General features: G+C 58.2%; 11 protein-coding genes and 2 tRNA genes. 6 read left to right on the top strand and 7 right to left on the bottom strand.

Features of this window, described 5'->3' with window-relative positions; translation table 11 throughout:
- Positions 1 to 38 precede the first annotated feature (38 nt).
- A complete protein-coding gene (locus IP81_RS21275) occupies positions 39 to 16,040 on the bottom strand; it encodes a type I secretion C-terminal target domain-containing protein (RefSeq protein WP_304437629.1) in 16,002 nt (5,333 codons plus the stop codon).
- Between the two features lie 613 nt (positions 16,041 to 16,653).
- Here IP81_RS21275 and IP81_RS12535 point away from each other — a divergent pair.
- From IP81_RS12535 to IP81_RS12525, 3 genes are read left to right on the top strand one after another with little or no spacing between them, the layout of a single operon-like run.
- On the top strand, positions 16,654 to 18,399 hold the full coding sequence (locus IP81_RS12535) for a type I secretion system permease/ATPase (RefSeq protein ID WP_197274614.1): 1,746 nt from the start codon (positions 16,654 to 16,656) through the stop codon (positions 18,397 to 18,399).
- Between the two features lies 1 nt (position 18,400).
- Positions 18,401 to 19,732 carry an HlyD family type I secretion periplasmic adaptor subunit gene (locus IP81_RS12530; RefSeq protein ID WP_054108319.1) on the top strand — a complete coding sequence of 444 codons (1,332 nt, stop codon included), beginning with the start codon at positions 18,401 to 18,403 and terminating at the stop codon, positions 19,730 to 19,732.
- Positions 19,725 to 21,239 (top strand): TolC family protein, encoded by a 1,515-nt coding sequence (locus tag IP81_RS12525; RefSeq protein ID WP_082356139.1) that lies wholly within the window; start codon positions 19,725 to 19,727, stop codon positions 21,237 to 21,239. The genes IP81_RS12530 and IP81_RS12525 overlap by 8 nt, the downstream gene beginning before the upstream one ends.
- Positions 21,240 to 21,382: 143 nt before the next feature.
- Here the strand turns inward: IP81_RS12525 and IP81_RS12520 are convergent.
- From IP81_RS12520 to IP81_RS12510, 3 genes are all read right to left on the bottom strand, one after another.
- Positions 21,383 to 21,459: transfer RNA gene (locus tag IP81_RS12520), tRNA-Arg, on the bottom strand.
- Positions 21,460 to 21,522: 63 nt separating this feature from the next.
- Positions 21,523 to 21,599 (bottom strand) — tRNA-Arg (locus IP81_RS12515).
- A 14-nt stretch (positions 21,600 to 21,613) separates the two neighbouring features.
- Entirely contained in the window at positions 21,614 to 22,078 is a 465-nt protein-coding gene (locus IP81_RS12510; RefSeq protein WP_054108548.1) for a (deoxy)nucleoside triphosphate pyrophosphohydrolase, read from the bottom strand.
- Between the two features lie 72 nt (positions 22,079 to 22,150).
- Here IP81_RS12510 and IP81_RS19705 point away from each other — a divergent pair, with 72 nt between their 5' ends.
- The 3 genes from IP81_RS19705 (at position 22,151) to IP81_RS12500 (ending at position 22,883) form a co-directional block, all read left to right on the top strand.
- Entirely contained in the window at positions 22,151 to 22,324 is a 174-nt protein-coding gene (locus IP81_RS19705; protein WP_082356138.1) for a Flp family type IVb pilin, read from the top strand.
- 111 nt (positions 22,325 to 22,435) lie between these two features.
- On the top strand, positions 22,436 to 22,618 hold the full coding sequence (locus tag IP81_RS12505) for a Flp family type IVb pilin (RefSeq protein WP_054108317.1): 183 nt from the start codon (positions 22,436 to 22,438) through the stop codon (positions 22,616 to 22,618).
- A gap of 82 nt (positions 22,619 to 22,700) precedes the next feature.
- Positions 22,701 to 22,883 carry a Flp family type IVb pilin gene (locus tag IP81_RS12500; protein ID WP_054108316.1) on the top strand — a complete coding sequence of 61 codons (183 nt, stop codon included), beginning with the start codon at positions 22,701 to 22,703 and terminating at the stop codon, positions 22,881 to 22,883.
- Between the two features lie 60 nt (positions 22,884 to 22,943).
- Here IP81_RS12500 and IP81_RS12495 read toward each other — a convergent pair whose 3' ends face one another.
- The 3 genes from IP81_RS12495 to IP81_RS12485 all read right to left on the bottom strand — a co-directional run bounded on the left by IP81_RS12495 (position 22,944) and on the right by IP81_RS12485 (position 26,394).
- The gene (locus tag IP81_RS12495; RefSeq protein WP_054108315.1) at positions 22,944 to 24,422 is read right to left on the bottom strand and encodes a M48 family metalloprotease; all 1,479 of its coding nucleotides are present in this window, start codon (positions 24,420 to 24,422) and stop codon (positions 22,944 to 22,946) included.
- A gap of 101 nt (positions 24,423 to 24,523) precedes the next feature.
- Complete coding sequence (locus IP81_RS12490) at positions 24,524 to 25,468, bottom strand: acetyl-CoA carboxylase carboxyltransferase subunit alpha (protein ID WP_054108314.1); 945 nt, start codon at positions 25,466 to 25,468, stop codon at positions 24,524 to 24,526.
- 32 nt (positions 25,469 to 25,500) lie between these two features.
- Positions 25,501 to 26,394 carry a tyrosine recombinase gene (locus IP81_RS12485; protein ID WP_255352427.1) on the bottom strand — a complete coding sequence of 298 codons (894 nt, stop codon included), beginning with the start codon at positions 26,392 to 26,394 and terminating at the stop codon, positions 25,501 to 25,503.
- Between the last annotated feature and the right edge of the window lies 1 nt (position 26,395).

The following is a 26,395-nucleotide window of genomic DNA, read 5'->3' as shown; positions in this document are numbered from 1 at the left end:
GCATCTCCGGCGTTAAAATTGTCTTCTGCGTCCCTTATTCAGAGGATGAATTCTGTACCTGCAAGAGACGTCAGCCCATCAATTTGGAACTGGAAGTCTGCCACGCCATTGCCATCAACATCGCCATAAACCACCGAGTTTGCGCCCACGATGTCGTAACGCAATTGGCCAGCAATCCCCGTAAAGGCTCCGGAACCAATGAACAAAAAGGCCTGGTTTCCGCCACGCGTACTGTTGGCATCAATTGAGTCCAGGCGAATACGATCCCCCTCAACCACAGAGAAGTCTGCGATCCGGTCCAGCGATCCGGTGCTAAACTCGGAAAGGGCAGTGAACATGAACCGGTCAGCTCCAGCACCTCCGTACAGAACGTCCGCTCCGTCCTTGCCAAACAGAGTGTCTGCCCCGTTGCCGCCACTCAGCGTGTCGTTGCCCGAAGCGCCTGTCAGGTCGTTTGCCTCATCATTGCCGACACCGGCGAAATCCCCTGTGCCGATATAGATCATCTGCTCAAGGTTGGCTGCCATGGTGTAGCTGGCATGGGAAACCAGAACGGCATCAATGCCTTCGCCCGCAGCTTCGTTGATCTGGTCACCAGCGTCATCCACCACGTAGCGGTCGTTGCCTTTGCCACCGATCATAGTGTCGGCACCGCTACCGCCATCAAGGGTATCGTTACCGTCACCGCCGATCAGCACGTCGGATCCGGCCCGCCCAAGGAGGTTATCGGCCCCGTCACCGCCATCAAGCGTGTCATTGCCAGACGCCCCGATCAGGCTATTGGCCTCACCATTACCAGTGCCGGTAAAATTGCCCGCCCCCATATAAGTCAGATTTTCAATGTTGGCCGCCAAGGCATAGCTGGCGAGCGTGACTTGCAACGTGTCGATACCTTCGTTCGCCGCTTCGATCGCTTGATCGCCAACCTCGTCGATAGCGTAGCGATCATTGCCCAGGCCGCCAGTCATCGTGTCAACGCCCGCACCACCATCAAGCAGGTCGTTGCCGCCACCGCCGAAAAGTATATCCGCTCCGGCCCGGCCAAACAATTTGTCCGCACCTTCCCCGCCATCGAGCCTATCATTGCCGGCAGCCGCAATGATCGTGTTTGCCTCACCATTGCCAGTGCCGGTGAAACTGCCGGTACCCGTAAACGTCAGCTGCTCCAGATTTTCTCCCAGTGTATAGTTCGACAAAGTCACCTGAACGGTATCAATGCCTGCACCAAAGGCTTCGATTACCGCATCGCCTGCATCGTCAACGACATAGCGATCGTTGCCAAGACCGCCGGTCATGATGTCATTGCCTGTACCACCATCGAGCAGATCGTCACCAACACCGCCGATCAGAACATCAGTTCCGGCCATGCCGAAAATCCTATCTGCGCCATCACCGCCATCCAGCGTGTCGTTGCCTGCAGCGCCGTTCAGGGCGTTTGCCTCACCATTGCCGACACCGCTAAAGTTGCCGCTGCCGGTAAATATCAATTGCTCGACATTCTCTCCCAGAACGTAGCTGGAAAGCGTGACCTGAACCGTATCAATGCCTTCGCCGACGACTTCCATGACCTCATCGCCTTCGTCGTTCACGATATAGCGGTCATTGCCGAGGCCACCGATCATCGTGTCAACGCCCGCCCCGCCATCAAGCAAGTCGGCACCGGAGCCCCCAATCAGAACATCAGCTCCAGCCCTGCCAAACAAGCTGTCGGTACCATCGCCACCCGCGAGGGTATCGTTGCCGGAAGCGCCGGTCAGTGTGTTTGCCTCGGCATTGCCAATACCATTGAAGTTCCCTGTTCCCACATACGTCAGTTGCTCAAGGTTGGCCGCCATTGTGTAGCTCGACAGCGTGACCTGCACTATATCAATGCCTTCGTCGGCAGCTTCGATCACCTGGTCACCTGAATCATCGACAAAGTAGCGGTCGTTGCCAAGACCACCTGACAACGTGTCAGCACCGGCTCCGCCATCAAGGCTGTCATTTCCGGCACCACCTATCAGGGCATCTGCGCCCGCGTTGCCAAACAATTTGTCGGCACCATCACCGCCAGCAAGCGTGTCGTCGCCAGCAGCACCGGTGAGCGTGTTGGCCTCGGCGTTTCCGGTTCCTGCAAAATTACCTGACCCGATAAATGTCAGATGCTCAAGATTGGCACCCAGCGTATAGCTGGAAAGAGTTACCTGAACCCCGTCGAAGCCCTCGCCCACATCTTCGATCACCTGATCGCCAAGGTTATCGACAACGAACCGGTCATTGCCGGAACCACCGATCATCGTGTCGGCACCAACGCCGCCATCGAGGAAGTCCAGGCCATCGCCGCCATCAAGTGCGTCATCGTCCGCGCCGCCAAAGAGCCTGTCGTTTCCGCCATCCCCGTACAGCAGATCATTTCCGCCGTTGCCATTCAGCCGGTCATTGCCGCCACCGCCATAGGCAATATCAACGCCTACACCGCCGTTGAAAGTGTTGGCATTGTTGTCGCCATTGTACAGCACACCTGTTGTCGTAGGGCTCAGTGTAAACAACTGGTCGGAGAACTGGATGGCTTCGACGCCCACCAGATAATCGGTGCCAAAATCACCGTTTTCGGGGAAGTTGTCGACCACGATATAGCCGCCGACACCATCGTACGTAACGGTGAATTGTGAGCGCAATCCGGCAATGTGGAACACGTCATTGCCGGTTCCGCCATCGACGCTTTGCGTGCCGTTGCCGCCTGTGATGTTATCATCACCGGTTCCTGCATCGACAACATCTGCGCCACCACCAGTTGCAATGTTGTCGTTGCCAGCGCCGCCAACAATCGTGTCCGCGCCGCTGCTGCCGATGATCACATCATCATCATCACCCCCGTCAAGCAGGCCCGATCCGTTGAGGTTGTCAGAACCTGCACCGCCATAGAGGTTGCCATTGCCCGACAGCGTGTCGTTGTCTGCGTCACCGTAAAGACTGCCGCTGCCGCTGATCGTATCGTTGCCAAGACCACCTTCCAGCGTGTTAGTGCCTTCTGCGTCAACGATCACATCTGCGCCTGCTCCGCCTGTGATCGTGTCATTGCCGTGCTCTCCGCGCAAATCATCGTCACCGGCATCGCCAGACAACACGTCGTCATTGTTACCGCCACGAATGGTGTCGTTGTCATCACCGCCATAAAGTGAATCCGTGCCGAAGCCGCCGAAGATTTCGTCAAAGCCAGCGCCGCCATCAATGACATCATTACCGTCTGCGCCAAACAACTGGTCATCGCCTGCGCCGCCATCGACCGAGTCATTGCCGGTTCCGGCCATGACCACGTCATGACCTTCGCCTGCCAGAACGGTGTCATTGCCTTCAAAGCTGTCAATGCGGTCATTGCCCGCACCGGTGTCAATGATATCATTGCCAGTGCCCGTGCCGAGTATATCATCGCCATCGGTGACCCGCTGCTCGAACGGAATTGTGACCAGCACCGTCTCATCAACAAGCGAGCCCGAAAGATCCGTTACCCGGCCTGCGCCAAGCGAGGCATTGACAAGCAACGCGGCCTGGAATGCAAACTCTTCCACGCCCTGAACCAGATCGTTCCCGCCCGTGCCGCGATTATCAACGATGCGCAGACCGTCAACATCTTGCGCCACGGTAAAGGTTGTGCGCGCCGCACTATAGGTAACACGGTCAATATCGGCAGGATCGCCGCTATCAATGATGGTGTCATCGCCGTCGCCGGTCATGTAGCTGTCACTGCCCTGACCGCCATAAAGGCTCTGGCTGCCGCCGACACCGTTCAAGCTGTCATCACCAAGCCCGCCATAGAGATCGCCACTGCCGATAATCGTGTCGTTGCCTTCGCCGCCATCGAGCACATTTGCACCCGATGCGTCGGTGAGAACGTCATTGCCAATGCCACCATCCAGCGTGTCGTCACCACTGCCGCCGACAAGGGTATCATTGCCAGACATGCCGATCAGAGAGTCGTTTTCAGTACCTCCGTCGAGCATGTCGTCGCCATCGTCACCGATCAGCAAGTCATCCTCGCCGCCGCCATAAATGCTGTCGTTTTCCGTGCCGCCGAACAGCGCGTCTTCGCCCTGCCCACCAAACAGAGCGTCAGCACCAGCGCCGCCGGTCAGCTCGTCGTCACCATCATTGCCATTGAGCAAATCGTCTCCCGCATCGCCGAAGATCGCATCTGCCTCGGTGCCGCCGCTGATGGTATCACTGCCCTCACCGCCATAGAGTGTGTCACTTCCGGCAAGACCCTCTATCAAGTCATCGCCGCCATTGCCGCGCACGATATCATCGCCCGAACCCAGATTGATCAGCGGCGGATTGGGCGCGCTGTGATCGTTGATCACATCGTTGCCTTCGGTGCCGTTCACTTCAACGCCATAATTGGGCGCGGTCACATAATCGGCATCGAGGAACCGGACATCGTAAATCCCGAAAAGCGTGTCGACGCCGTCGGGCGCATCCGGACGATTGTCGGTTACGGTCGTTTTGCCGCCCACTGTAACGATCGTGTAATCATTGCGATTGCCGCTGTAGAAAACGACATCAGGGCTCTCTTGGGTCTGGCCGCCGCCATAGATCTTGTCGCCGCCGCCGCCGCCATAGAACTGGTCACCGCCGCTGCCTCCGCTCAAACGGTCATGGCCCTGCCCGCCATAAAGCGTGTCGTTGCCGTCGTCCCCGTTCAGCACATCTTGGCCAAGCCCGCCATAAAGCGCGTCGTTGCCAGCGTTGCCGCTAAAGGTGCCATCACCATCGTTCTGGGTATCGGCTACGATGAAGTCATCGCCATCCCCGCCGTCAGCGATGGCCGTGCCTTCCGCGACGATACTGTCATCGCCTGCGCCGCCATAGAGTTCAAAGCCGCCGGACAACCGGTCATGGCCGCCCTCTCCGTACAGTCTGCCAAAACCGTGCAGGCTGTCTTCGCCTTCGCCGCCATAAAGATCGCCACTACCGGAAAGGCTATCGTCACCTTCGCCGCCAAAGAGCAGTCCATTGCCCAACAGCGTGTCATGCCCGCCGTCGCCATAGAGACTGTTGTTGCCTTCAACGTCGATCAGCACATCATTGTCAGCGCCGCCTGCGAGCAGATCGTCGCCAGCGCCGCCCGCGATATAATCGTTGCCATCCCCGCCCAGAAGGGAATCGTCGCCAGCCCCGCCGATGATCTGGTCAAGACCCGCGCCTCCCTCGATGGTATCGGCACCGCCCTCGCCCAACAGCACATCATTGCCCTGCGCGCCGTCGATCAGATCGTTGCCATCGCCACCATAGACATGGTCGTTGCCCGTGCCCGCAGCGATGGTGTCATTACCGGTCAAAGCCGAAATCACGTCATCGGCCAGCGTGCCCGCCGTTGTGTCATCTCCGGTGGTCCCGGCGATGGTCTGTCCGGCCTCACTTTCGCTGATGAACCCGTCAGCAAACGCAAGCGTTTCAATGCTGGTGAGCGTATCTGTGCCTTCAGAAGTGAAGTTGGCGATAACCTCGAGGTCGCCCCCGGCATTGCGAACCACAGTGTAACGATCGCGCCGCTCGGCATAGATCGCAGTATCACTATCCGCACCACCATCGATCGTGTCATCGCCACTGTGCGAGAACGGATAAGCTCCGTTGCCGACAGCCGCGCCTGTGCCAAGTACGATCAGATCACCGCGTATGGTGTCGTTGCCGTCCCCGCCATAGAATGTCTGGCCGCCATCTACGGAGTTATCAAACAGCGTCGAGCCTCGCAGATAATCATCGCCGGCATCGCCAAATCCGGTCGCCCCTGCATAGACCATAACGGTGTCATCACCGTCATCGCCATGCAATTCGCCGCTGCCCTTGATGCTGTCATTGCCCTCATCACCATGCGTGAGCGCGGCAACCGACAAAATGGTATCATTGCCCGTTCCGCCTGAAGCTAGAACGCCAGCGGCAAAGATCGTATCATCTTCGCTCCCGCCGTAAATCGAACCTTCTGCATAGTTGTAGAAGTGACCGATGCTATCCGCTCCGGCATCGCCATAAACTTCGCCATCAGCCACGATAAAATCATTACCGGCATTGCCGTGGATGATGTTGTAGCCGATTTCGTCGGTGATCTGGTCATCACCAGCGTCACCCGAGATGACGTCGGAACCTTGGCCACCAAAGATGATATCGCCATCAGCGCCGCCAAAGATCGTGTCCGCGCCGCTGCCAGCATAGATGTGGTCGATTCCTTCATCGCCGCGCAAACTGTCATTGCCCGAACCGCCATCCAGCACATCGTTGCCGATGCCTGCAACAAGCACGTCATCGCCATCATCGCCAAACAGACGGTCATTGCCAGCAAAGCCGGTGATCGTATCGTTGCCCGAATCCCCGATCAGGATATCATCAAACGGCGTGCCCGTCAGATTCAGGCCAAAGTTGGGCGTCGTCGGATAAGGATTGGCCAGTTCTTCATCATTGAAGACGAACAGCTCTATGCCCGAAAGCGTGTCTGTACCAAGCGGTGAACCGGCGCGCAGATCGGTTACGGTTACGGTACCATTGGCATTGCCGGTAATGCGGAACGAGGCGCTCAGATATTCGAACTGCCCTGCGCCGTTATCGGTAAACGTATATGCGCCGATATTTGCTGCAAAATAGGCCTTGTCATAGCCTGAGCCACCAAAGATCTGGTCGCTGCCCTCGGCCCCGATCAGGTCATCATCACCCGCACCCCCGGCTACGATATCAGCGCCCGTGCCACCGTTAATCGCGTCATCACCGCCACCGCCGTAAAGCGTTTCACTGCCCGAGCTGAAGTAGTACCCGGTCCAGCCCCGGATCGTGTCATTGCCTTCGCCGCCATAGGCCACCGAATAGAGAGTGGCGATATCATCATTGCCATCCCCGCCATCCAGTTGGCCTGAACCCGATAAGGTGTCGTTCCCGGCATCGCCGAACAACTGGCCATCACCAATGATGATGTCATCATCATCACCGCCGCGCACCACGCCACTGCCTGTGATCACGTCAGCGCCTGCGCCGCCTTCAATCTCGTTCGTGCCTTGTGTATCCGTGATCCGGTCTGCGCCAGCGCCACCATAGATCGCATCGTCGCCCGCATTGCCAAACAACTGGTCGTCGCCAGCCCCGCCGTCGATGGTATCATTCCCAGCATCGCCACTTACGTAATCGTAGCCTGCGCCAGCAGCGATAACGTCATCGCCGTCGCCGCCTGAAACCACATCATTGCCGATCCCGGCTGGACCGCCCGCAACGCCGGGCACATCGCTGCCATCTGCCTCGATCTGGTCATTGCCTGCCCCGCCAAAGATACGGTCATTGCCCGATCCGGTTTCGATCTGGTCATCGCCGCCTTCGCCATTGACGATATCATCAAACTGCGTGCCGCTGATCAGGTTGCCATCGGCATCCCCGTCAAGCGTCAGACCCGTGTTTCCGGCGGCAATCTGGAAATCAACGTCCGTAAAGCGCAAAGTCTCGACGTCGAATACCGCGTCCTGTCCTTCACCGCCGTAATTGTCGATCACGGTATAGCCGCCAGCGCCATTCTGCGTGACGGTGAAATCACCCCGCGTGCGGGCATATACGGCAACGTCGTCATTCGAGCCGCCATCAATGGTGTCGTTACCAGATCCACCTGTCAGCAGGTCTTCACCAGCACCACCGCTCAGGATATTATCGCCCGAGATCATGCTTGCAGTGATCGTATCGTTCCCGGCGTCACCAAAGGCGATGTCACTGCCAGCGCTGATCGAGATGGTATCATCGCCTGCGCCACCAAAGTACGTGGCATCGCCTTCTGTCAGCGGGGTTTGGCCAAAGCTGTCATTGCCATCGCCGCCAAAGGCGGTTGATGATCCCCAAGGGGTCAGCACATCGTTTCCGGCATCGCCATAAAGCGAGCCCGAACCGCTGACGGAATCATTCCCTGCATCGCCGCGCAATTCGCCCGAACCGGTAACCGCATCGTCGCCGTCGCCGCCAAAAGCCCTGCCGATCGCGTTCAGGCTATCATTGCCAAGCCCGCCATAGAGATCACCCGAGCCTGCGAGCACATCTGCCCCTGCATCACCGTGGATCAGATTGGTGCCATCGAAGTCGGTTATCGTGTCGTTGTTATTGCCGCCATAAAGCGTGTCGTTGTGCAAGCCACCCGAGATGACGTCGTCTTCTTCCCCGCCGAAAATCGTGTCGAGGCCAGATCCGCCGAACAGGTCGTCATCACCTTCTTCGCCGAAAAGTGTGTCATTGCCGGTATTGCCATAGAGCGCGTCCGGCCCGCCAGCACCGATCACGGTGTCATTGCCGCCGCCGCCGCCGATCCGGTCAAAGCCGGGACCAGCGTTGATCGTGTCATCGCCCATCAAATCATAATCGGTAACCGGGTTGGATATGTCGAAGCCCGGTTCACTGCCCGGAATGATCGCACCTGCCTGCATATACAGCGCCGTACCGGGCACGCTGTCATCCGCACTTGATCCATACCAAGTGTAACCGCTGAACGTCGCCAACGGCAGCTCCTGATCATCGAACACCAGCATTTCCACGCCTTGCAGCGTATCGCTGCCCAGCGGTGCGCCGGGGCGGGTATCAGTGATAGTAAAGCTGCCATTGCCGTTGTCGGTAACGGTAAAGTCAGCGCGATTGCCGAAATAGCGGGCGGAGTCATATCCTGAACCGCCGCCCAGCGTGTCGTTACCAGCCTCGCCGTTCAGATCATCATCACCGCCACCACCAGACAACAGATCATTTCCAGATCCGCCACGGATTGCATCCACCCCGTCGCCGCCGAAGAGCGATTGCGCACCGCTGCCGCCGCGCAGATCATCGTCGCCCGCATCGCCGTAACCGCTTGCACCATCGGCGCTCACCGTCACAATGTCGTTATCGTCCCCGCCAAATAGTGTGCCAAAGCCTGAAAGCGTATCGCGCCCGGCATCACCGTAATAGTTGCCGGGACCGTTGGCGTTGATGATGTCGTCACCCTCATCGCCATGTGCTTCACCGCCAGCAACGGTGATCGTGTCATTGCCTTCACCACCCGAAGCTATTGTCGCGCCCAGCACATCGACAATCGTATCGTTGCCCTCGCCGCCATAAAGGCTGTCGTCACCTTGCCCGCCAAACAGTTGATCCGGGCCAATCCCGCCCTCAACCACATCATCACCGGACCCGGCGTAAACCACATCCGCACCGCCAAGACCCGATATGGTGTCGTTCAAGGCCGAACCGTGGAACACTTCGCCAATCGAAGAGCCTTCCAACACCACGCCTTCACCACCGGGCGAAAAACTGGGCTCAAAGCTGTCGAGCGTAAAATCGCCCACCGACACATCAAGCATGCGCACCAACGCCACTGCGCCGCCGGCACCCGCACCATCGCGGTCAAACATAAGCTGCACGTCAGCGCCATCTTGCACCAGCGCGAGATAACCCGTGAGGAAAGGGTTATCGCCCGAAGAATAGCCAACTGCCTGGCTCAGGACCGCAGACAAATGCAGCGTGTCGCCACCCGGGCCTGTAGTAAAATCGGTAATGGTGTCGGTTGCATTGCCAACGTTCCAGCTCAGATAATAGCTATCGCGCCCGCTGCCGCCGGTCAGCGTATCAATGCCCGTTCCGCTGCCGACATTGTTGAAGACATCGTTGCCCTCACCGCCATCCATGATGTTCGCGCCAGCGGTGTCCGAGAACGTGTCATTGCCAGAACCGCCGAACAGCGCATCATCGCCCTGCTCGCCATAAACGCCGTCGTTGCCTTCGCCGCCATAGATCGTGTCGTTGCCAGCGCCGCTATAAAGTCCGTCGTTGCCCTCGCGGCCCTCCAGCGTGTCGTTGCTGACAGTCCCGAACAGGGTGTCGGCCGATACCAAACCGATGATCAGCGCACCGCTGCCATCAGGCCCGTATTGCGGCGCAAAGTTATCGTACAGGAAACTGCCCGCGTCGGTCGCTTCAAGCCGCAGCACGTTCTGCCAATCATCGCCGATCCCGTCTGCGTTGTATTGCAGCAGCGTGTCCGCGCCGTCTTGTTGCAGGCGCAAATATCCGCGCAGGAACGGATTATTGCCGCCAAGATAAGTCCCCCCGACATAGCTGATGTCGAGCACATCCCCGCCGATGCCCGTGGCAAAGTCAGTCACGATGTCAGCAGCGCCACCCGGCGTCCAGCCAAGGTTATAGCTATCGCGCCCGCTGCCGCCGGTCAGCGTATCAATGCCCGTTCCGCTGCCGACATTGTTGAAGACATCGTTGCCCTCACCGCCATCCATGGTGTTCGCGCCAGCGGTGTCCGAGAACGTGTCATTGCCAGAACCGCCGAACAGAGCGTCATCGCCCTGCTCGCCATAAACGCCGTCGTTGCCTTCGCCGCCATAGATCGTGTCGTTGCCAGCAGCCGCATAGATCACATCGTTGCCGCCGTTGCCGCTGATCACATCGCCATCGGCTGACCCGAAGATTGATGCCGCACTTTCGCCATCGTTGATGATCAGCCCATCAATGCCATTGGGCGAGAATGCCTGCGCAATATTGGTCCGTACCAATGTTGCAGGGTCAAGATTTTCAAGCCGCAACACGGTGTTCCAGCTATTGCCGCCGCCATTGGGATCAATCTGCAACAGTGTATCAGCGCCGTCTGCGATAAAGCGCATGTGGCCGCTGCCGAACGGGTTTGTGCCGCTGGTGTAGTTGCTCAGCGATGCGACGAGATACTCAAGATCGAGAATGTCGCCCGCAGCACCACCGGTAAAGTCGGTAATGACGTCCACTGTATTCGACGAAGAATACGTGTGTGGCCGATAGGTATCGCGACCGGCTCCACCGGTGAAGCGATCTGCAAAGCCACCACCACGCGTGACCCATGTGAAGGTATCGTCGCCATCGCCACCATCTGCGATGCCGCCACCGCTACCGGTCAGGTAAAGCTGGTCTGCACCAAGACCGCCATAAATCTCGCCTTGCGCATTTTCGATGAAATCATCGCCACCATCGCCATGAAGGACATCGCCAGCGCCGCCCTGGCCATAGATGGAGTCCGCCCCTTCACCGCCGAATACAGTGTCGTTACCGGGTCCGGCATAGATCGTGTCATCGCCGCCTCTCGCATTGATCGTATCATGGCCACCATCGCCATAGAGCCCGTCGCCGCCTTCGCTACCGGTCAGTGCGTCATTGCCAGCACCGCCGCCGATCACCCCGCCATTGCTGTCATTGCCAAGGCTCAGGGTGTCGTTGCCGCTTCCGCCATAAAGCGTGTCATAAGCTGCACCGCCATCGATCTGGTCATCGCCGCCCTCACCGTAAACCACATCATTGCCGCCATTGCCGGAAATGGTGTCGTCATCGTTTGTGCCGATCAGGCTGTTGCCCGCATCACTATCATTGATCGTGATGCCGGTCCCATCGGGCGACCAGTTCTGGACGAGGTTGGCGCGGGTCAGCGATGTCGCAACTACGGCTTGCAGCCGCAGCAAAGTAGTCCAATCGTCCTCTGAATCTGCTCCGCCAGATGCATACTGGAACAGCGCATCTGTGCCATCTTGAACAAAGCGCAAATAGCCGTTGGTGAAAGGATTGGCGTCCCCGGCCAGGCTGTAAAAAGGCAAGGTTCCAAAGTCGATCCGGTCCCCGCCCTCGCCTGCAACGAAATCGGTGATGATGTCGATGTCGGTATGGCCCAAATATGTACCGATCTGATAAGTGTCGGCACCGGTACCGCCGGTCAGGGTGGCCACGCCAAGACCAGAGCTTACTTGCTGGAAGGTATCATCACCTTCGCCGCCATCAACCTGATCGGAACCACTGTCATACGAGCTGTCGACATAGAAGGGACGGAGCTGGAAGGTGTCATTGCCTGCTCCACCTGTGGCAACGTCGTTACCGCCGCTCCCTCCATAATAGTAACTGTCGAGCGTGATGCTGTCATTACCGGCTCCACCGTCAATCGTATCGCTGCCGTTGGCGCCATCGCCATAGTATGCATCGCCAGAAAGCGTATCGTCGCCTTCCTCGCCATTGATCACGTCATCACCGGCACCACCATCAACATAATCGCCGGTTGCTCCGGCCGTGATCTGGTCTGCGCCGCTTCCGCCATAAATCTGGTCGTAGTCATCGCTGCCGGTGATCGTATCGTCACCTTCACCGCCATAGACCGTAGCGCCATCTGCACCGCTCGTGATGGTGTCGGTGCCACTACCTCCTTCAAGGTAATCCACACCGGCACCGCCATCGATAAGATCAGCGCCGTTCCCGCCATAGATCGTATCGTTACCACCGAGGCCGCTTAAAGTGTCTCCCGACGCGCTGCCTTCAATCTGGTCAGGATCATCGGTGCCAACGATCGTCAGCGAGCTATCTATATCCGGATTGAAACCGCCGAAGTTGGCAGCCACGAAATCGGCAAGCAACCTGTTCTGGAACCGCACCAGTTCAACGAAACCGTTCGCCGTGCCATCGGTACCGTCATAGTCACCAAGCAGGACAACATCGTCGCCTTGCTGTTCAACCCGCATGTGGCCTGTGGCAAACGGGTTTGAACCGTAAGTATAATTGGGAATACTACCAATTGAGTTCAGATCGAGCACGTCTCCGCCAACACCGGTGGCAAAGTCTGTGATAATCGCGCCACCGGGCGTGCTGGAAAAGTCAAACCCGTTATAGCGGTAAACATCAGCGCCCGTGCCGCCGGTATAGGTCCTCTGACCACTGCCATAGCCGACATATTCGAAGGTATCGTCACCTTCGCCCCCATCCAAAGTGCCGCTGCCGCCATATGTTGTGATGACATCGTTTCCGGCACCGCCGGCAACCTCGATATTGCCCCCTTGCGTGGCAATGTTGTCGTTTCCATCGCCGCCAAGCAACACGGCCACGCCCGCGCTAACCGCATCGCCACCATATAGAAAATAGCTGAGAGTGTCGTTGCCGATGCCACCATCCAGCGTGGTCGCCCCGCCCGAAGCTGCAAGGTAATCTTCTCCAGCCCCACCAAACAGCGCGTTGTCCCCAGCGCCGCTGTTGTCGTAGAGGCTATCGTTACCCTCTCCGCCGTAAATGCTGTCGCTTCCCTCGCCACCATAGATAACGTCGCGCCCGGTCCCGCCGTAAAGCTGGTCATTGCCGCTGCCACCATCCATTGTGTCATTGCCGTCACCGTTACTGGTAAAGCCATTCAGTTCGCTGCCACGGATCTGAACAGCCCAAACCCCGGGCGTGCCGGTGTTACCAAGCCTTGTTGGCAGGTTTGTATTTCCGGACAGAAAATAGGGCACGCCTGCAAGCGAGATAGACGGGGTGCCAAGTGCGAAGCCTTGGGCCTCGTATCGCATGACAACGTCAAAATCACCGCCACCCAAGGCCTTGATCTGGACTTGCGCCGCAACCGGCACCACGCCTTGTGTGTTACGGCCAACATCATCCCAGGTTATGGTAATCGTCTGGTTGACGGCATCGAAATCGTACCAGACATGATTGCTGCCGGTGCTGTTTCCGCCGGGGCTGGCGGTCATGGTAGTCGCGCGTGTATCAAGGTTTGCCGGAAGCAGATTGATCGACAATCCGTTGAAATAGATCGAGCCATCAAGATGGATCTCGAAATTGCTGCTTTGGTTTCCGGCAAATTGCCAATCGGCCGCCGTGAAGTTTGCCGGGAACGAAAGGTTGCTGGCGCGAAAATCAAACCGCCCGAGGTTGGCCTCACCAAACCCGGCCGCACCGCCCAGACCATTGACCAATGCATTCGTCAGGGGGCCGAAGTAACCTGCCAGATCAACCGGATCGGTGCTGACATAGACGCCTTCGTCTCCGCCGTGGAGCGTGTCATTACCGTTCTCGCCATAAAGGCGGTCATCGCCAAGACCGCCCTCGATAAAGTCATTGGCCGCGCGCCCAAAAACAAAGTCCGAACCGCCGAGAGCCTCGACGGTGTCAGGCCCGAAACTGCCATAGATATTGTCCGCGTTTCGCGTTCCGGTGATGGTCTGGGGATCGCCAACGATTTGATAGCCAAGGTCTATATTTGCCGACGTGAGCGTGTTGACGTTCACATTTTGCAACCGCACGATGGTTTGATAACCACCAAGTTTGATCAGCGTGTCGGCACCGTCTTGCACCGCTTCCAGCGATCCGGTCTCGAACGGGTTGCTTTCGCTCGACCAATACCCTTGCTGATAGAACCGTGCGACGCTCAAGACGTCCTGCGAAACATCGAAGTCTGTAATGACATCATGAATGTCAGAAGAGGCAGGCCGGTCCAGATAATAGATATCAGCCCCGGCGCCGCCGGTCATCTGATCGACCTTGTCATCGGTGAAATCGCTGCGGTCACTTGGGGCGCGGTAGATTCCACCGCGAACATCACCAACTGCGCTGGTTGGAGTGTTTACCCGTACTTCGCCAAAGGGCACAGGGTTCTCGCCGAAGACATCATTGCCAGCGCCGCCAATCAGCGTGTCGCTACCCTCGCCGCCAAGTAGCAAGTCATCGCCGTCATCCCCGTTAAGGGTGTCATTGCTCCATCCGCCCACCAGGCGGTCCGCCCCGCCACCGGCGTTGATCGTATCGCCCTGCGCAGTGCCCAGCAGTACGTCATCGTTACCGGTGCCTGTTATGGTTGTCGGGAATGACAGACCATTCGGAACGAAGGCAGGGCTCAGGTTATGGATCTGCCAATTGGCAAGATCGACATTCTGCAAGCGCAGTATTGTCTGCCAGTTGTCACCGCTTGCGTAGTAATCGAATTGCAGCAGAACATCTGCGCCATCCTGAACCAGTTGCAGATAGCCGGTTTCAAAGGGGTTGGTGCCATATTGGTAGCCGTTGAACGACCCTGATTGCAGGAAACTGTAAAGATCGATCGTATCCCCACCGCCATTGGCATCGCCGGTCGCGAAATCGGTGATGACGTCCGCAACACCACCAAAGCTGTAGTCCAGCACGTAACGGTCACGACCGTCCCCGCCGGTCATCGTATCGATGGATTCGTTGTTGGCTTGCTGGATGAAGGAATCATCCCCTGCTCCGCCGTACCATTCAACCGCCCCGTTGCCGGAGCTGCTCAGTCGGTCCTGGCCTTCATCGCCATAGACTTTTGTCCCGCCAACATGGGTATTGATCAGGTCATCGCCAGCACCGCCATAAAGGGTGTCCGCCACCAGATCATAATAGTCGGTCGCCGAGATCGTATCATTACCGGCCCCGCCATAGACCGTGTCCTGCCCCGCCCCTGCGTAGATCTGATCGTGGCCATCTTCGCCCAGCAGCGAGTCATCGCCGTCTTCTCCGGTCAGATAGTCGTTCCCGGCGCCCGCAAGGATGGTATCATTGCCATACCCGCCAACCAGAAAATCATCCTGCGAATCTTGGGGCAAGCCTAAGCTAACATAGATCGCGTCGGTCGAACCTTCCGATCCTGTGATATGATCGTCGCCGTCGCCACCATAGATGGCATCAAAGCCGCCACCACCAACAAGCGTGTCGTTTCCGCCATCGCCCGAGAGCGTTTCGCGCTGGACGTTGACATAACCGTAAGTGTCGACCGACACGCTCGACGTGGCCGAACCGGTGATGACATCATGCCCCTCGCCACCGGAAACATATCCCAATCCGGTAGAACCGGCGGCAGAGATCAGATCATCGCCACCCTGACCATACACTTCGTACGAAAAACTTGCGGCAACGTTGAGGCTGTTATTGTCCTCACCGCCATAGAGGAAGCCATATTCGGCCCCGTCAATCGTATAATTTTCGACGTTTTCAGGTAGCGTTACAGCGACATAACCAAGGTTTGTCCCCGAATATATGACAGTATCGGTGCCCGCACCGCTATTTTCGAGAACAAGATCGTCGGGGCTGTCGACAAAGTAAGTGTCATCTCCGTCTCCCCCTTCCAGAAGGTCGGTTCCGGGACCACCATTCAACGTATCGTTGCCGCCACCGCCGTATAACGTGTCGTTACCGCCAAAACCTTCCAGCTCGTCATGGCCATCCAGACCTTCGATGACATCGGCATCCTCGGTACCAACAAGATAGTCGTCGCCCGGGGTTCCAATTTCGTCAATCATCAGATCTTCACTCCATACAAGGCGGAAGATCAGTTGATTGCCAGTCAATTAACTTTGGTTCTCAAACAAGCCGCAGGATAAAAGCGCGATTATTCGCATTTTTACAGAGCAAACAGACCTAAGACCAACTGGCAACCTCACCGGCTCTCTATACCGAACGCAAAGGGCGCCCGGACCGCCTTACGTATATATTCTTATTGTTGCGGTTAACCATTTGCAAGGATGCGCACTAGGCACAAAATGGGAAAACAGTAATTGTCATCTTTATAACGCGGGGGGAAAGCTTGCGGGTATTATGAAACGGACCACCCCGTCCGCTGCGATGTCACTCTTTGCCTTAACAATATGTATTAAAGCGAATTTTGTTTTTAAATGCACATCGCAAGACAGTGAGATAAGATGCTAGGTTCTCTCATTGCGTTTGATCAGGCCCTATGAATTGTTATCTTTCGGGCCAATGTATTGCTTGCCTGAATAGCGGCAGCGCCTTGGCAAAATGCATCAATCTGGTTTAGCAGCATTAACTTACATAAAGCCGAATCGAAATACGTCCGCAGCGTCGCTTGGATATTTGTCGTAATGGCATCAGATAACGCCAAACAGAGGAATTTCAGTGTTTTTGACCCGGCCAATGCGCAGTGGCGAACTGTGGGACGCTGTCACGGCTTATAAACGCATTTTCATTGCAGTGTTTGTTGCAAGCGCGGTTCTTAACGTCCTGCTGCTGGGCGGTTCGCTTTACATGATGCTCGTATACGATTCTGTTTTGCCAAGCCGATCCACGCCTACGCTGTTTGGCTTGCTGATCTTGCTGGGCGCAGTCTACCTGTTCCAGGGGTACTTCGAAGCCATGCGCGCGGGCATGCTGGCCGACGTCGCCAATGCGCTTGACCGGCGCCTGTCACGTCGTGTGCAGGATGCGATCTCGCAACTTCGGCTCCATGGCAACCGCTCGCTTGGCGATGGACTTATCCCGATGCGCGATCTTGAACAGATTCGGGCCTTCCTCTCGGGCGGGATTGCTACCCTGATAGACCTGCCGTGGATCATATTCTTCATCGCAGTCCTGTTTGCCCTCCATTTCTGGCTTGGAGTAACCACGCTCATCGGGGCCGGGATCATTTTTTCGCTGACCATCCTCACCAATCGCACGATGAACCAACCTTCCGCGCAAGTCGCGCAATTGGCGGCGCGGCGAAATAGCGCAGCAGATGCCAATTTACGGCATGTCGAACTTTTGGCGGCGTTGGGCATGCGCGAACGGATGCAGGAACGGTTCGAAGCGATCAACCAGCGTTATACCGCCACGCAAAACGCGCTTAACCGCACCGCCACGGCGTTTACGGGCTTAAGCAAGATCCTGCGTCTGGCGCTGCAATCGATCATCCTCACAGTTGGTGCGCTTCTGGTAATCAACGATCAGGCTAGCGGCGGCGTGATCTTCGCAGCCTCGATCCTTTCGGGCCGCGCATTGGCTCCGGTCGATCAGGCCATCGGCAACTGGAAAAACATGATTGCCGCCCGCAATGGCTGGCAACGGTTAACCGAATTGCTCGCAAAAGTGCCCGCCAATTCAGGCGTTGCCACTACCCTTCCCCCGCCGGTTGGCCGGCTTGAGGTAGAGGCCTTGTTCGTCGGTGCTCCCGGCTCGCAAGTGCCCATCGTCAACGGCGCGCGCTTTGCCCTGAAGGCGGGCGATGCCTGCGGCGTTATCGGACCAAGTGGGGCGGGAAAATCCACACTTGGCAAAGCGCTGGTTGGCATATGGCCGGCCCTTCGCGGACACGTGCGACTAGACGGCGGCGCGCTCGATCAATGGAGCGAAAGCGCGCGCGGCCCCTTTTTGGGCTATCTGCCGCAATCGGTAGAACTGCTCGAGGGTACTGTAGCCGAAAACATCTCGCGCTTTGATTCCCGGCGCAACAGCGATCCGCAATCCGTCTCCGCAGCGGTGATCGCGGCGGCCCGATATGCTGGCGTGCACGATCTCGTCACGCATCTGCCGCAGGGTTATGACACCCCCGTCGGGCCGGGCGGAGACACTCTTCCTGGCGGTCAGCGGCAGCGCATCGGGCTTGCCCGCGCGCTCTATGGTGATCCGTTCCTGATCGTGCTGGATGAACCCAATTCCAACCTTGATACCGAAGGCGATGAAGCGCTTGAGCATGCGGTCATGGCCATCCGCAAGCGTGGCGGGATCGCGGTCATCGTCTCACATCGCCCCAGCATCATGCAACACACCACCCACGCAATGATCATGCGTGATGGACAGATCGCAGCGTTCGGCCCAACCCTTGAAGTGCTTGCCAAACTGGCTCCGGCCAACACGGTCAATGTCACTCCGGTAAAGGGCGTCTGACATGCAACAAAGCTCAACCGCTCTCGAACCAATCTCAGATCCCGCCTATGACCCGGATGCCGATGTCGAACGCAAGCTGCGCTCGGTCACGATTGCCTTTGCTGTCCTGCTGGCCATCTTCGTGCTGGCCGGAATGCTTGTGCCCATCGGTGGCGCAGTCATTTCAAGCGGGCAAGTCGGCGTTGAATCGCATGTCAAACGCATCGCCCATCCCAACGGCGGCGTGATCGCCGAAATCCTCGTGCGCAATGGCCAGCATGTGCGGAAAGGCCAAATCCTCATGCGCTTCGATGATCGGGTAACCGGCGCTGATGCGCAGTTCTCCAGCCTCAGTGTCGATCAGATGCTGGCCCAGCGCGCCCGGCTTGAAGCGGAACGGCTTGGCGCTTCTGCGATCATATTTCCGGCCCAGCTTTCGCGCAGCAGTGCTGTTGCGGCCAAGGCCATGGCTGAAGAGGAAAAGCTTTTCCGCATCCGCCTATCCGAACAAGCGGGCCTTGCGGCACAGCTTAACGCCCGCATCGCGCAATATAGCCAGCAGATCGTCGCACAGCGCTCGCAGATACGCTCACTCGAAAAACAGTCTGTGCTGATAGAGCCCGAGCGGAAGGGCGTGCGCGAATTGTGGGATCAGGATCTTGTCACGATCAGCCGCTTGAACCAGCTTGAACGCACCGCTGCCGATATCGAAGGCAATATCGGCGCGATGCAGGCTGAAATCGCCCAAGCCCAAGCCCGTATTACCGAGGCGCGTCAGCAAATCATCCAGTTGGGCGAAACCCGCCGTTCCGAAGCCGGAACGCAACTCGCCCAGCTCAATGCCACGCTAAACCAGCAGCAGGTGCGCAGCGTATCGGCAGGTGATGCGCAAGACCGCAGTCTGGTGCGCGCGCCTTATGATGGCGTTGTCGACAAGCTGGCCTTCAACACGATCGGCGGCGTCGTTCGTCCTGCCGAAGTGATCATGGAAATTGTCCCCGATAGCGATACCCTGCTGGTCGAAGCCGCGGTTGCTCCTATGGACATTGACCGTGTGCGCGATGGTCAGACCGCGCGCATCCGCTTTACCGCCTTCAGCAACACCGCAACCCCCGAAATCATTGGCAAAGTCGTGTTCGTCGCAGCCGACAGCACTATCGATCCCGAAGCGCGCACCAGCTACTATCCTGCACGCATTGCCATCGATCAAGCCGATCTGAAGCGTAACCCCGAACTCGCGCTGAAGCCGGGAATGCCGGCCGAGGTGTTCATCGAAACCGGCGATCGCATGATGATCTCCTACATCACCAAACCGCTGCGCGATCAATTCGCCCGGGCTTTCCGCGATGATTAAAGCACGCCTCGTTATGGCTGCCCTGTGCATGGCGGTATGCTCAACAGCCTATGCGCAGGATGCCACATCTGCGCGCAATGAAGCCACCCCGCAGCCGGTCACGCGTCTGGAGGAAGCTTTGGCGCTGGCTTATGAAGGCAACCCTACCCTCCTCGCACAACGCGGAGTCCTGCGCTCAACCGATGCGCTCTATCCCGGCGCGCGTTCGGCTTATGGGCCACAAGTCAGCCTCGAAGGACGGCATCAGTTCGCATGGGATCGCACCCAGTTGCAAACCGGCAATTTCATCGGCGTAGACGGTTTTGCCTCCACCGCAGCACTCGTTTTCTCGCAACCCCTATTCAGCTTTGGCCGCCGCTATGCTTCCGAACAATCCGCGCTCGCGCAGATTGATCTGGGCCGCAACCAGCTCAGGCTCACCGAGGCCCAAACGATGCTCGCGGCGATCCGTGACTATTTGTTCCTCGCGCGTGATCGCGCTGTGGCAGACATTACAGCCGAAAACCTCGTCCTGCTGGATCGCCAATTGGCCGCTAACACGGCGCGTTTCCGCGTGCGTGAAGTCACCTCGACCGATCTTCAGCAAGTGGAAACCCGCGTTGCCGTCGCGCGCGCGCAGGTGCTGAACGCGCAAGGCTCGGTCGGCGTCAGCCAATCGCGCTTTCTGCAAAGCATTGGCGCGCTTGCAGGCACCCTCGCCCCGCCGCCGCCGCTTGATCCGGGCGTAGCTACCCTTGAAGAAGCTTATGCCGTGGCCGAGGAGGAAAGCCCGCTGATCCGCGCTGCGCGTGCGCGCGAGAAAGCCTCACGCGCCGAATTGGCCGCTGCCCGTGCTGAACAGTACCCCAACGTCACTATGCAAAGCAGCGGCGCTTATGGCACGGTCACGCCCTATTCCAACACTCGCCGCACCACCGAATTGCGTTCAGCCATCGTCGTTGGCATTCCGCTGATCGATGGCGGCAACCGCCGCGCAAGGATCGAGGCGGCAGAGCAAGCCAATGACGCTGATTGGCGCCTGCTTGATGCAGCCTTGCGCGACACGCGTCAGGCCGTGGCCGAAGCCTGGAACAGCTGGCACGCCGCCGGTCAATCCGTAGAACATTTCCGCAGCGCCACAGAAGCCGCACGCAAAGCCTATGATGGCGCGGTCATCCAGGAAAAGGCAGGCGCCCGCACCACGCTGGATGTGCTCGATCTCGCGCGCGATCTGCTGAACGTGCGCACCAGTTATGTTGGCGCAATGGCCAACGAATATGTTGCGCGCGCCTCGCTGATCGCCGCTATGGGCCGCCTCGAAGCGCCGCTGCTCTTGCCCGATGTCCAGCGCTATGATCCTGAAAGCAATTTCCGCAACCAGCGTTGGCGCGGTGATGTGCCATTGGTCACTTCGGTCCTCTCTGGCATCGATTCCATCCCGGTTCGCGATCTGGAAACCGACCGTGCCTATCGTGATGCCGCAGCCGGTCTGCGCAGCAACAGCGCAGTACCGCCCGCACAACCCTGACCGGGCTTGCCTTCCATCCGCTCGCCAACCACCGTGGCCAAGCGGGGCATTCTGCACTTGGACAACGCTTCACCAAACCCGCCAGGCTTTGACCTGGTTCGATCTCGCGCTTACCTGAATACAGCGATGATATTGGGGGGAAATGGTGCACCCGGAACGATTCGAACGTCCGGCCCTCAGATTCGTAGTCTGATGCTCTATCCAGCTGAGCTACGGGTGCCCACCATTCAACGCGATCCCACATGTGTGCGATCATCTCCCCACATCCGCCCCGAAAGGGGGGTGGTGCACCCGGAACGATTCGAACGTCCGGCCCTCAGATTCGTAGTCTGATGCTCTATCCAGCTGAGCTACGGGTGCGTGGAGACGCGCCTTTAGGTTGGTCTTTTCCCTTTGGCAACCCCTTCAGTGACCGGTCCTTCAATCATCGAAATCAACGCCTGCGCCAATGGTATGTCGAGCGGGGGCATAGGCAAAGCAAGGAGTTCTGCCGCAGACACCCAGTCCACATGCGTGCCGGCCTCCAGCGCCACCGGTGTGCCGCGCCAGCGCTTTGTTGTGTATAACAATAAAAGCACCGCTTTTTGGCCAGGGCCGGGCGCATTGCTCGCAAAGGAAAGTGGCGCAAGGTCTGCTATTTCAACCTCGACGCCCAATTCTTCGCGTATTTCACGGACAAGTGCGGCCTCGGGCGCTTCACCCGCCTCCAGTTTTCCGCCGGGAAACTCCCACAATCCGCCGTGGGCTTTGTCTAGAGATCGTTTCTGAACAAGTACTTGGCCGGCGGGGGATATCATCGCCAACGCAACCACAATCATGAACGGTGGCACTTCCTTCATCAACAAAACGTCCATCAATAGTTTATTAGGTAATGTAACTTATTGTTGCTTTACCGCGATATTGGAAAAGTCATGAAGGCCCTATTTCAAAAGCTTATTCTCAATAAATGCGGTGCAACGGCAATTGAATACGGCCTGCTGGCAGCCCTGATTGGTCTGGCAGCAGCCACCGGCCTCAGCAAATTCACGCCGTCGCTCAATAACATTTACACCATGGTTCACAAAAACACGCAAAATAAGTTGTGAGCGGCTTAACGCAATTTTTAGAATTGCGCACGTAACACTACCAACGTCTGCTCTGGTAGAAAACTTCTTGAGCAGGCCGGGATGATGAAGACACACTCTAGGAGACTACCCATGAAGCTTTTCCGTGACCTGTTCGCAAACGAAGACGGCGCAACTGCAATCGAATACGGCCTGATCGCCGCGCTTGTGGCTGTTGCTGCAATGACCGCCATGGGCTCGCTCGGCAACTCGCTCAGCACCACCTTCGGTCTGGTTTCGACCAACATGACCAACGCACAAGATGGCAAGCTCTAAGAGCTAGTTGATCTCCTGAGGGGCTGGGCGCGCATGGCCCTCCCCTCAGACAGATTAACCCTTTGCACACAGGAATTCCATCATGAAAATCTTTCAGAAAGTTCTGAAGAATGAAGATGGAGCCACAGCAATTGAATACGGCCTTATTGCGGCTCTCGTTGCGGTTGCCGCAATGACCGCCATGGGTTCGCTGGGCAACTCGCTCAGCACAACCTTCGGCATGATCTCGACCAACATGGTCAGAGCGCAAGACGGCAAGCTGTAATAGCTCCACCACCGTTACAACAAAGGGGTTGGCAAGCGATTGCCAACCCCTTTTCGTGCGTCAATAAACGACGATCTTGACCTTCTGCCCGGCTGACAGCCTGCTGGAGGCCGTCAGTCCGTTCAGCACCAAAAACCGCTCCAGCGGCTTGTCGGTATAGGCCATACGGCCCGCCATGCTCTGCACGGTATCGCCTGCCTTAACCGTCACCACCGAAAGCTTGCGCGGGCGCACCGCCGATGCCTCAGACGCGCTGATCCGGCGAATGGACCGGAACATCGCATCAAACTGCGGCGCTTGGCCTGCCTGGCTGATCGTCGAGAAGTGGAAAGCCTGCTGCGGAGCCCATTCATAGGCAAACACGATCACGTCGACCTGCCCGTTGCCGCTGGTGGCACGCGTCGCGCCATAGGCCGCCTTGATGCCATTGACTGTCGTCGTCATGATCGAGTCAGGGCGGATCTGTTGCTCGCTAAGCCCTGAAAACACCGTGTTGATATAAGCCGAAAGGTCTCCGTTATAGGGCGCGGTTGAAAACTCCCCCTTCCCGCTCTGCCCCGAAATCGAAACAGAACGCGTGCCATTCACCAGATAAAACCCGTTGGGCGCGGCAAAAGCCAAGCGCAGCGCCGGATGGGTAAACTTTGATCCGTCGACAATGCCTTGTTCGGGATCATCGCCATAGACCAGCCCGTTGACCCCTGCCAGAAATGCATCGCGATTGGTCATGCCGCCGCCCGTTCCCGCCCGCGTCAGCGCCGCGCGCACCCGCGATGCCGGATCAGGGTGCGTGCTGGCCCATGCCGGAACCTGATTCGCGGTGCCCTTGATGCTGGCATCCAGCGTGTTCTGGTTGGCAAGGCTTTGCAAAACCGATCCCATCGCACGGGGATCATATCCGGCGCGCTGCAAATAGGTGATACCAAGATTGTCGGATTCGGTTTCCTGCCCGCGTGAATACTTCAGCGTCAGCAACTGGCTTCCGGTCGAGAAAATCCGCTGCCCGATCTGGCCCAACGCCCCGTTGCCCAGCAACGCCCCCGAAAGCAGTGTACCCAAGGCCCCGATCACCGAATTGCGGGTGGCCGCACTTTGGCGTTTGGCCGAATGGCGCGCGGCCACATGGCCCACTTCATGGCCCAGTACGCCCGCCAGTTCGGCTTCGTTGTTCATCAATGCAGCCAGTTGCCGCGTCACATAGATATAGCCGCCCGGCACCGCAAAAGCGTTGTTCACCGGCGAATTCAACAGCGTCACGGTAAAATCGCCGCGCGCATTGCTCAGGCCTGATTGCACGGCGATATTCTTGCCGATGGTCTGCACGTAATTGGCCTGTGGCCCCGCCATCGCGCCGCCAAATTCCTGAAGCAATTGCGGATGCGCCTCTGCCCCCTGCTTGCGGTCCGCCGCGCTGATCGCCTGAATCGCGCCTTGCGCTGTTGCAGCGCTGCCATTTCGGCCAGCCACAACCGGCACAGCAAGCGCCGAAAGCGCGGTGACGCAAAGAATTGCTGAACGTAAACGGATAGTTACTGGCATCGGTCTCTCCCACCCGGGCAAGCGAAGGTGAATGCCGGCACCTTAACCAGTGCCGAACATATCATCCGTTTGTCGCAAATAGTGAGACCAAACGCTAGTGGTTAAGCACCGATGCGCAAGAACCTGTCTGCCCGCAACTGCCGCAAGTGATCGGCAGACTTGCCCGCCAGTGCGTCCAGTTCTTCGGTTATTGCAGCGCCCAACGTGGCACAGGCCGCTGCCGGATCGCGATGCGCGCCGCCCACAGGCTCACGCACGATCCGGTCAATCACGCCAAGGCCCAGCAAATCCTGCGCCGTCACCTTCATCGCTTCGGCGGCATCGGCTGCCTTTTCCGATGTGCGCCAAAGAATCGAGGCGCACCCTTCAGGCGAAATCACCGAATAGATCGCGTGCTCAAACATCAGCACGCGTTCGGCACTGGCCAGCGCCACCGCGCCACCCGATCCGCCTTCGCCAACAATCGTCGCCACCATCGGAACGCCCAGCGCCAGACACGCCTCGGTCGACCGGGCGATGGCTTCGGCCTGGCCGCGTTCTTCGGCTTCCACACCGGGAAACGCACCCGATGTATCGACCAGCGTCACCACCGGCAGGCCGAATCGGCTCGCCATTTCCATCAGGCGGATCGCCTTGCGATAGCCTTCAGGCTTGCCCATGCCAAAGTTGTGGCGGATGCGGCTTTGCGTATCGTGGCCCTTTTCATGGCCAATCAGCATCACCCGCCGGTTGCCCAGCTGGGCAAAGCCACCCACAATCGCCTGATCCTCGCCAAACCGCCGGTCCCCGCCCAAGGGCAGAAAATCGGTAAAGATCGCCTCGACATAATCCTTGAAGTGCGGGCGCGCAGGATGGCGTGCCACTTGCGTCTTCTGCCACGGCGTCAGCGCACGATATGTGCTGGCCAACAGCTCGGCAGACTTGTTTTCAAGGCGGCGGATCTCGGAACCAATATCAATATCGCCGCCCAGCGCCGTCTGGCGCAGTTCGGCAATACGGGCTTCGAGCGCGGCGACCGGCTTTTCGAACTCGAGATAAGAAATCATGGGCTTCCCGCTAAGGGCACGCGGGCGCTCGGTCAACTGTTAGCCGCTTTTCCCAAAGGATGCCGTTCGTTCACCAAGGCCACAAGCCGCGCCGAATCCACATGCGTATAGATTTGCGTCGTCGCAATATCGGCATGGCCCAGCAGGGTTTGCAGCACGCGCAAATCGGCACCACCCTCCAACAAATGCGTGGCAAAAGCGTGCCGTAACACATGCGGACTTACGGTTTCGGGATTAAGCCCTGCCCGCAGCGCCAGGTCTTTCAGCAGTTGAAACAGCCGCACGCGTGATAAATGCCCGCCTTTGGGACTGGGAAAAACAAATCGCCCGCCCCTACCTCGCACCGCCAGCCAATCGGCCAATGCTTTCACCGACCGGGCCGATACCGGCACCATCCGTTGCACGCCGCCCTTGCCGGTGATCGTCAGAAACGGTGCATCGCGCGGCACGGCAGCAATGGGCAAGGATACCAGTTCGGTCGCGCGCAGGCCCGAACCATAAAGCAATTCCAGCAAAGCCAGCATGCGCAAACCCTCAGGCGTGCCCGCTGCACCGTCTGCCTCAGCCGTCAAAAACAGCGCGCCCACCGCTTCATGGCCCAACAGCCTTGGCAAAGTGCGCCGGGCACGCGGGCGCGGCAGGGCTGATGAAGGGTCATCCTCGCGCAAGCCTTCATCCAGCAGAAACCCGTAAAACTGGCGCAACGCCGATGCTTTGCGCGCCAGCGATGATGGCGCAAGCTCCACCCATGCCGTTGCCAGCTTGGCAATGTCTTCACGGCCTGCCTGCACCAGCTTGCCGATTATCTGTGCCGCTCCCGCCAGATCACGGCGATAGGCCGACAGTGTATTGGCCGCCGCTCCGCGCTGCGCCGCCAGCATCGCAAGGAAGCTCTCGACCTCGGGCTCGGCGGCGGGCTTTACCACG

Source organism: Novosphingobium sp. AAP83, assembly GCF_001295795.1.
In the GTDB taxonomy this organism is placed as follows: domain Bacteria; phylum Pseudomonadota; class Alphaproteobacteria; order Sphingomonadales; family Sphingomonadaceae; genus Novosphingobium.
This window is presented reverse-complemented; position numbering and strand designations above follow the sequence as displayed.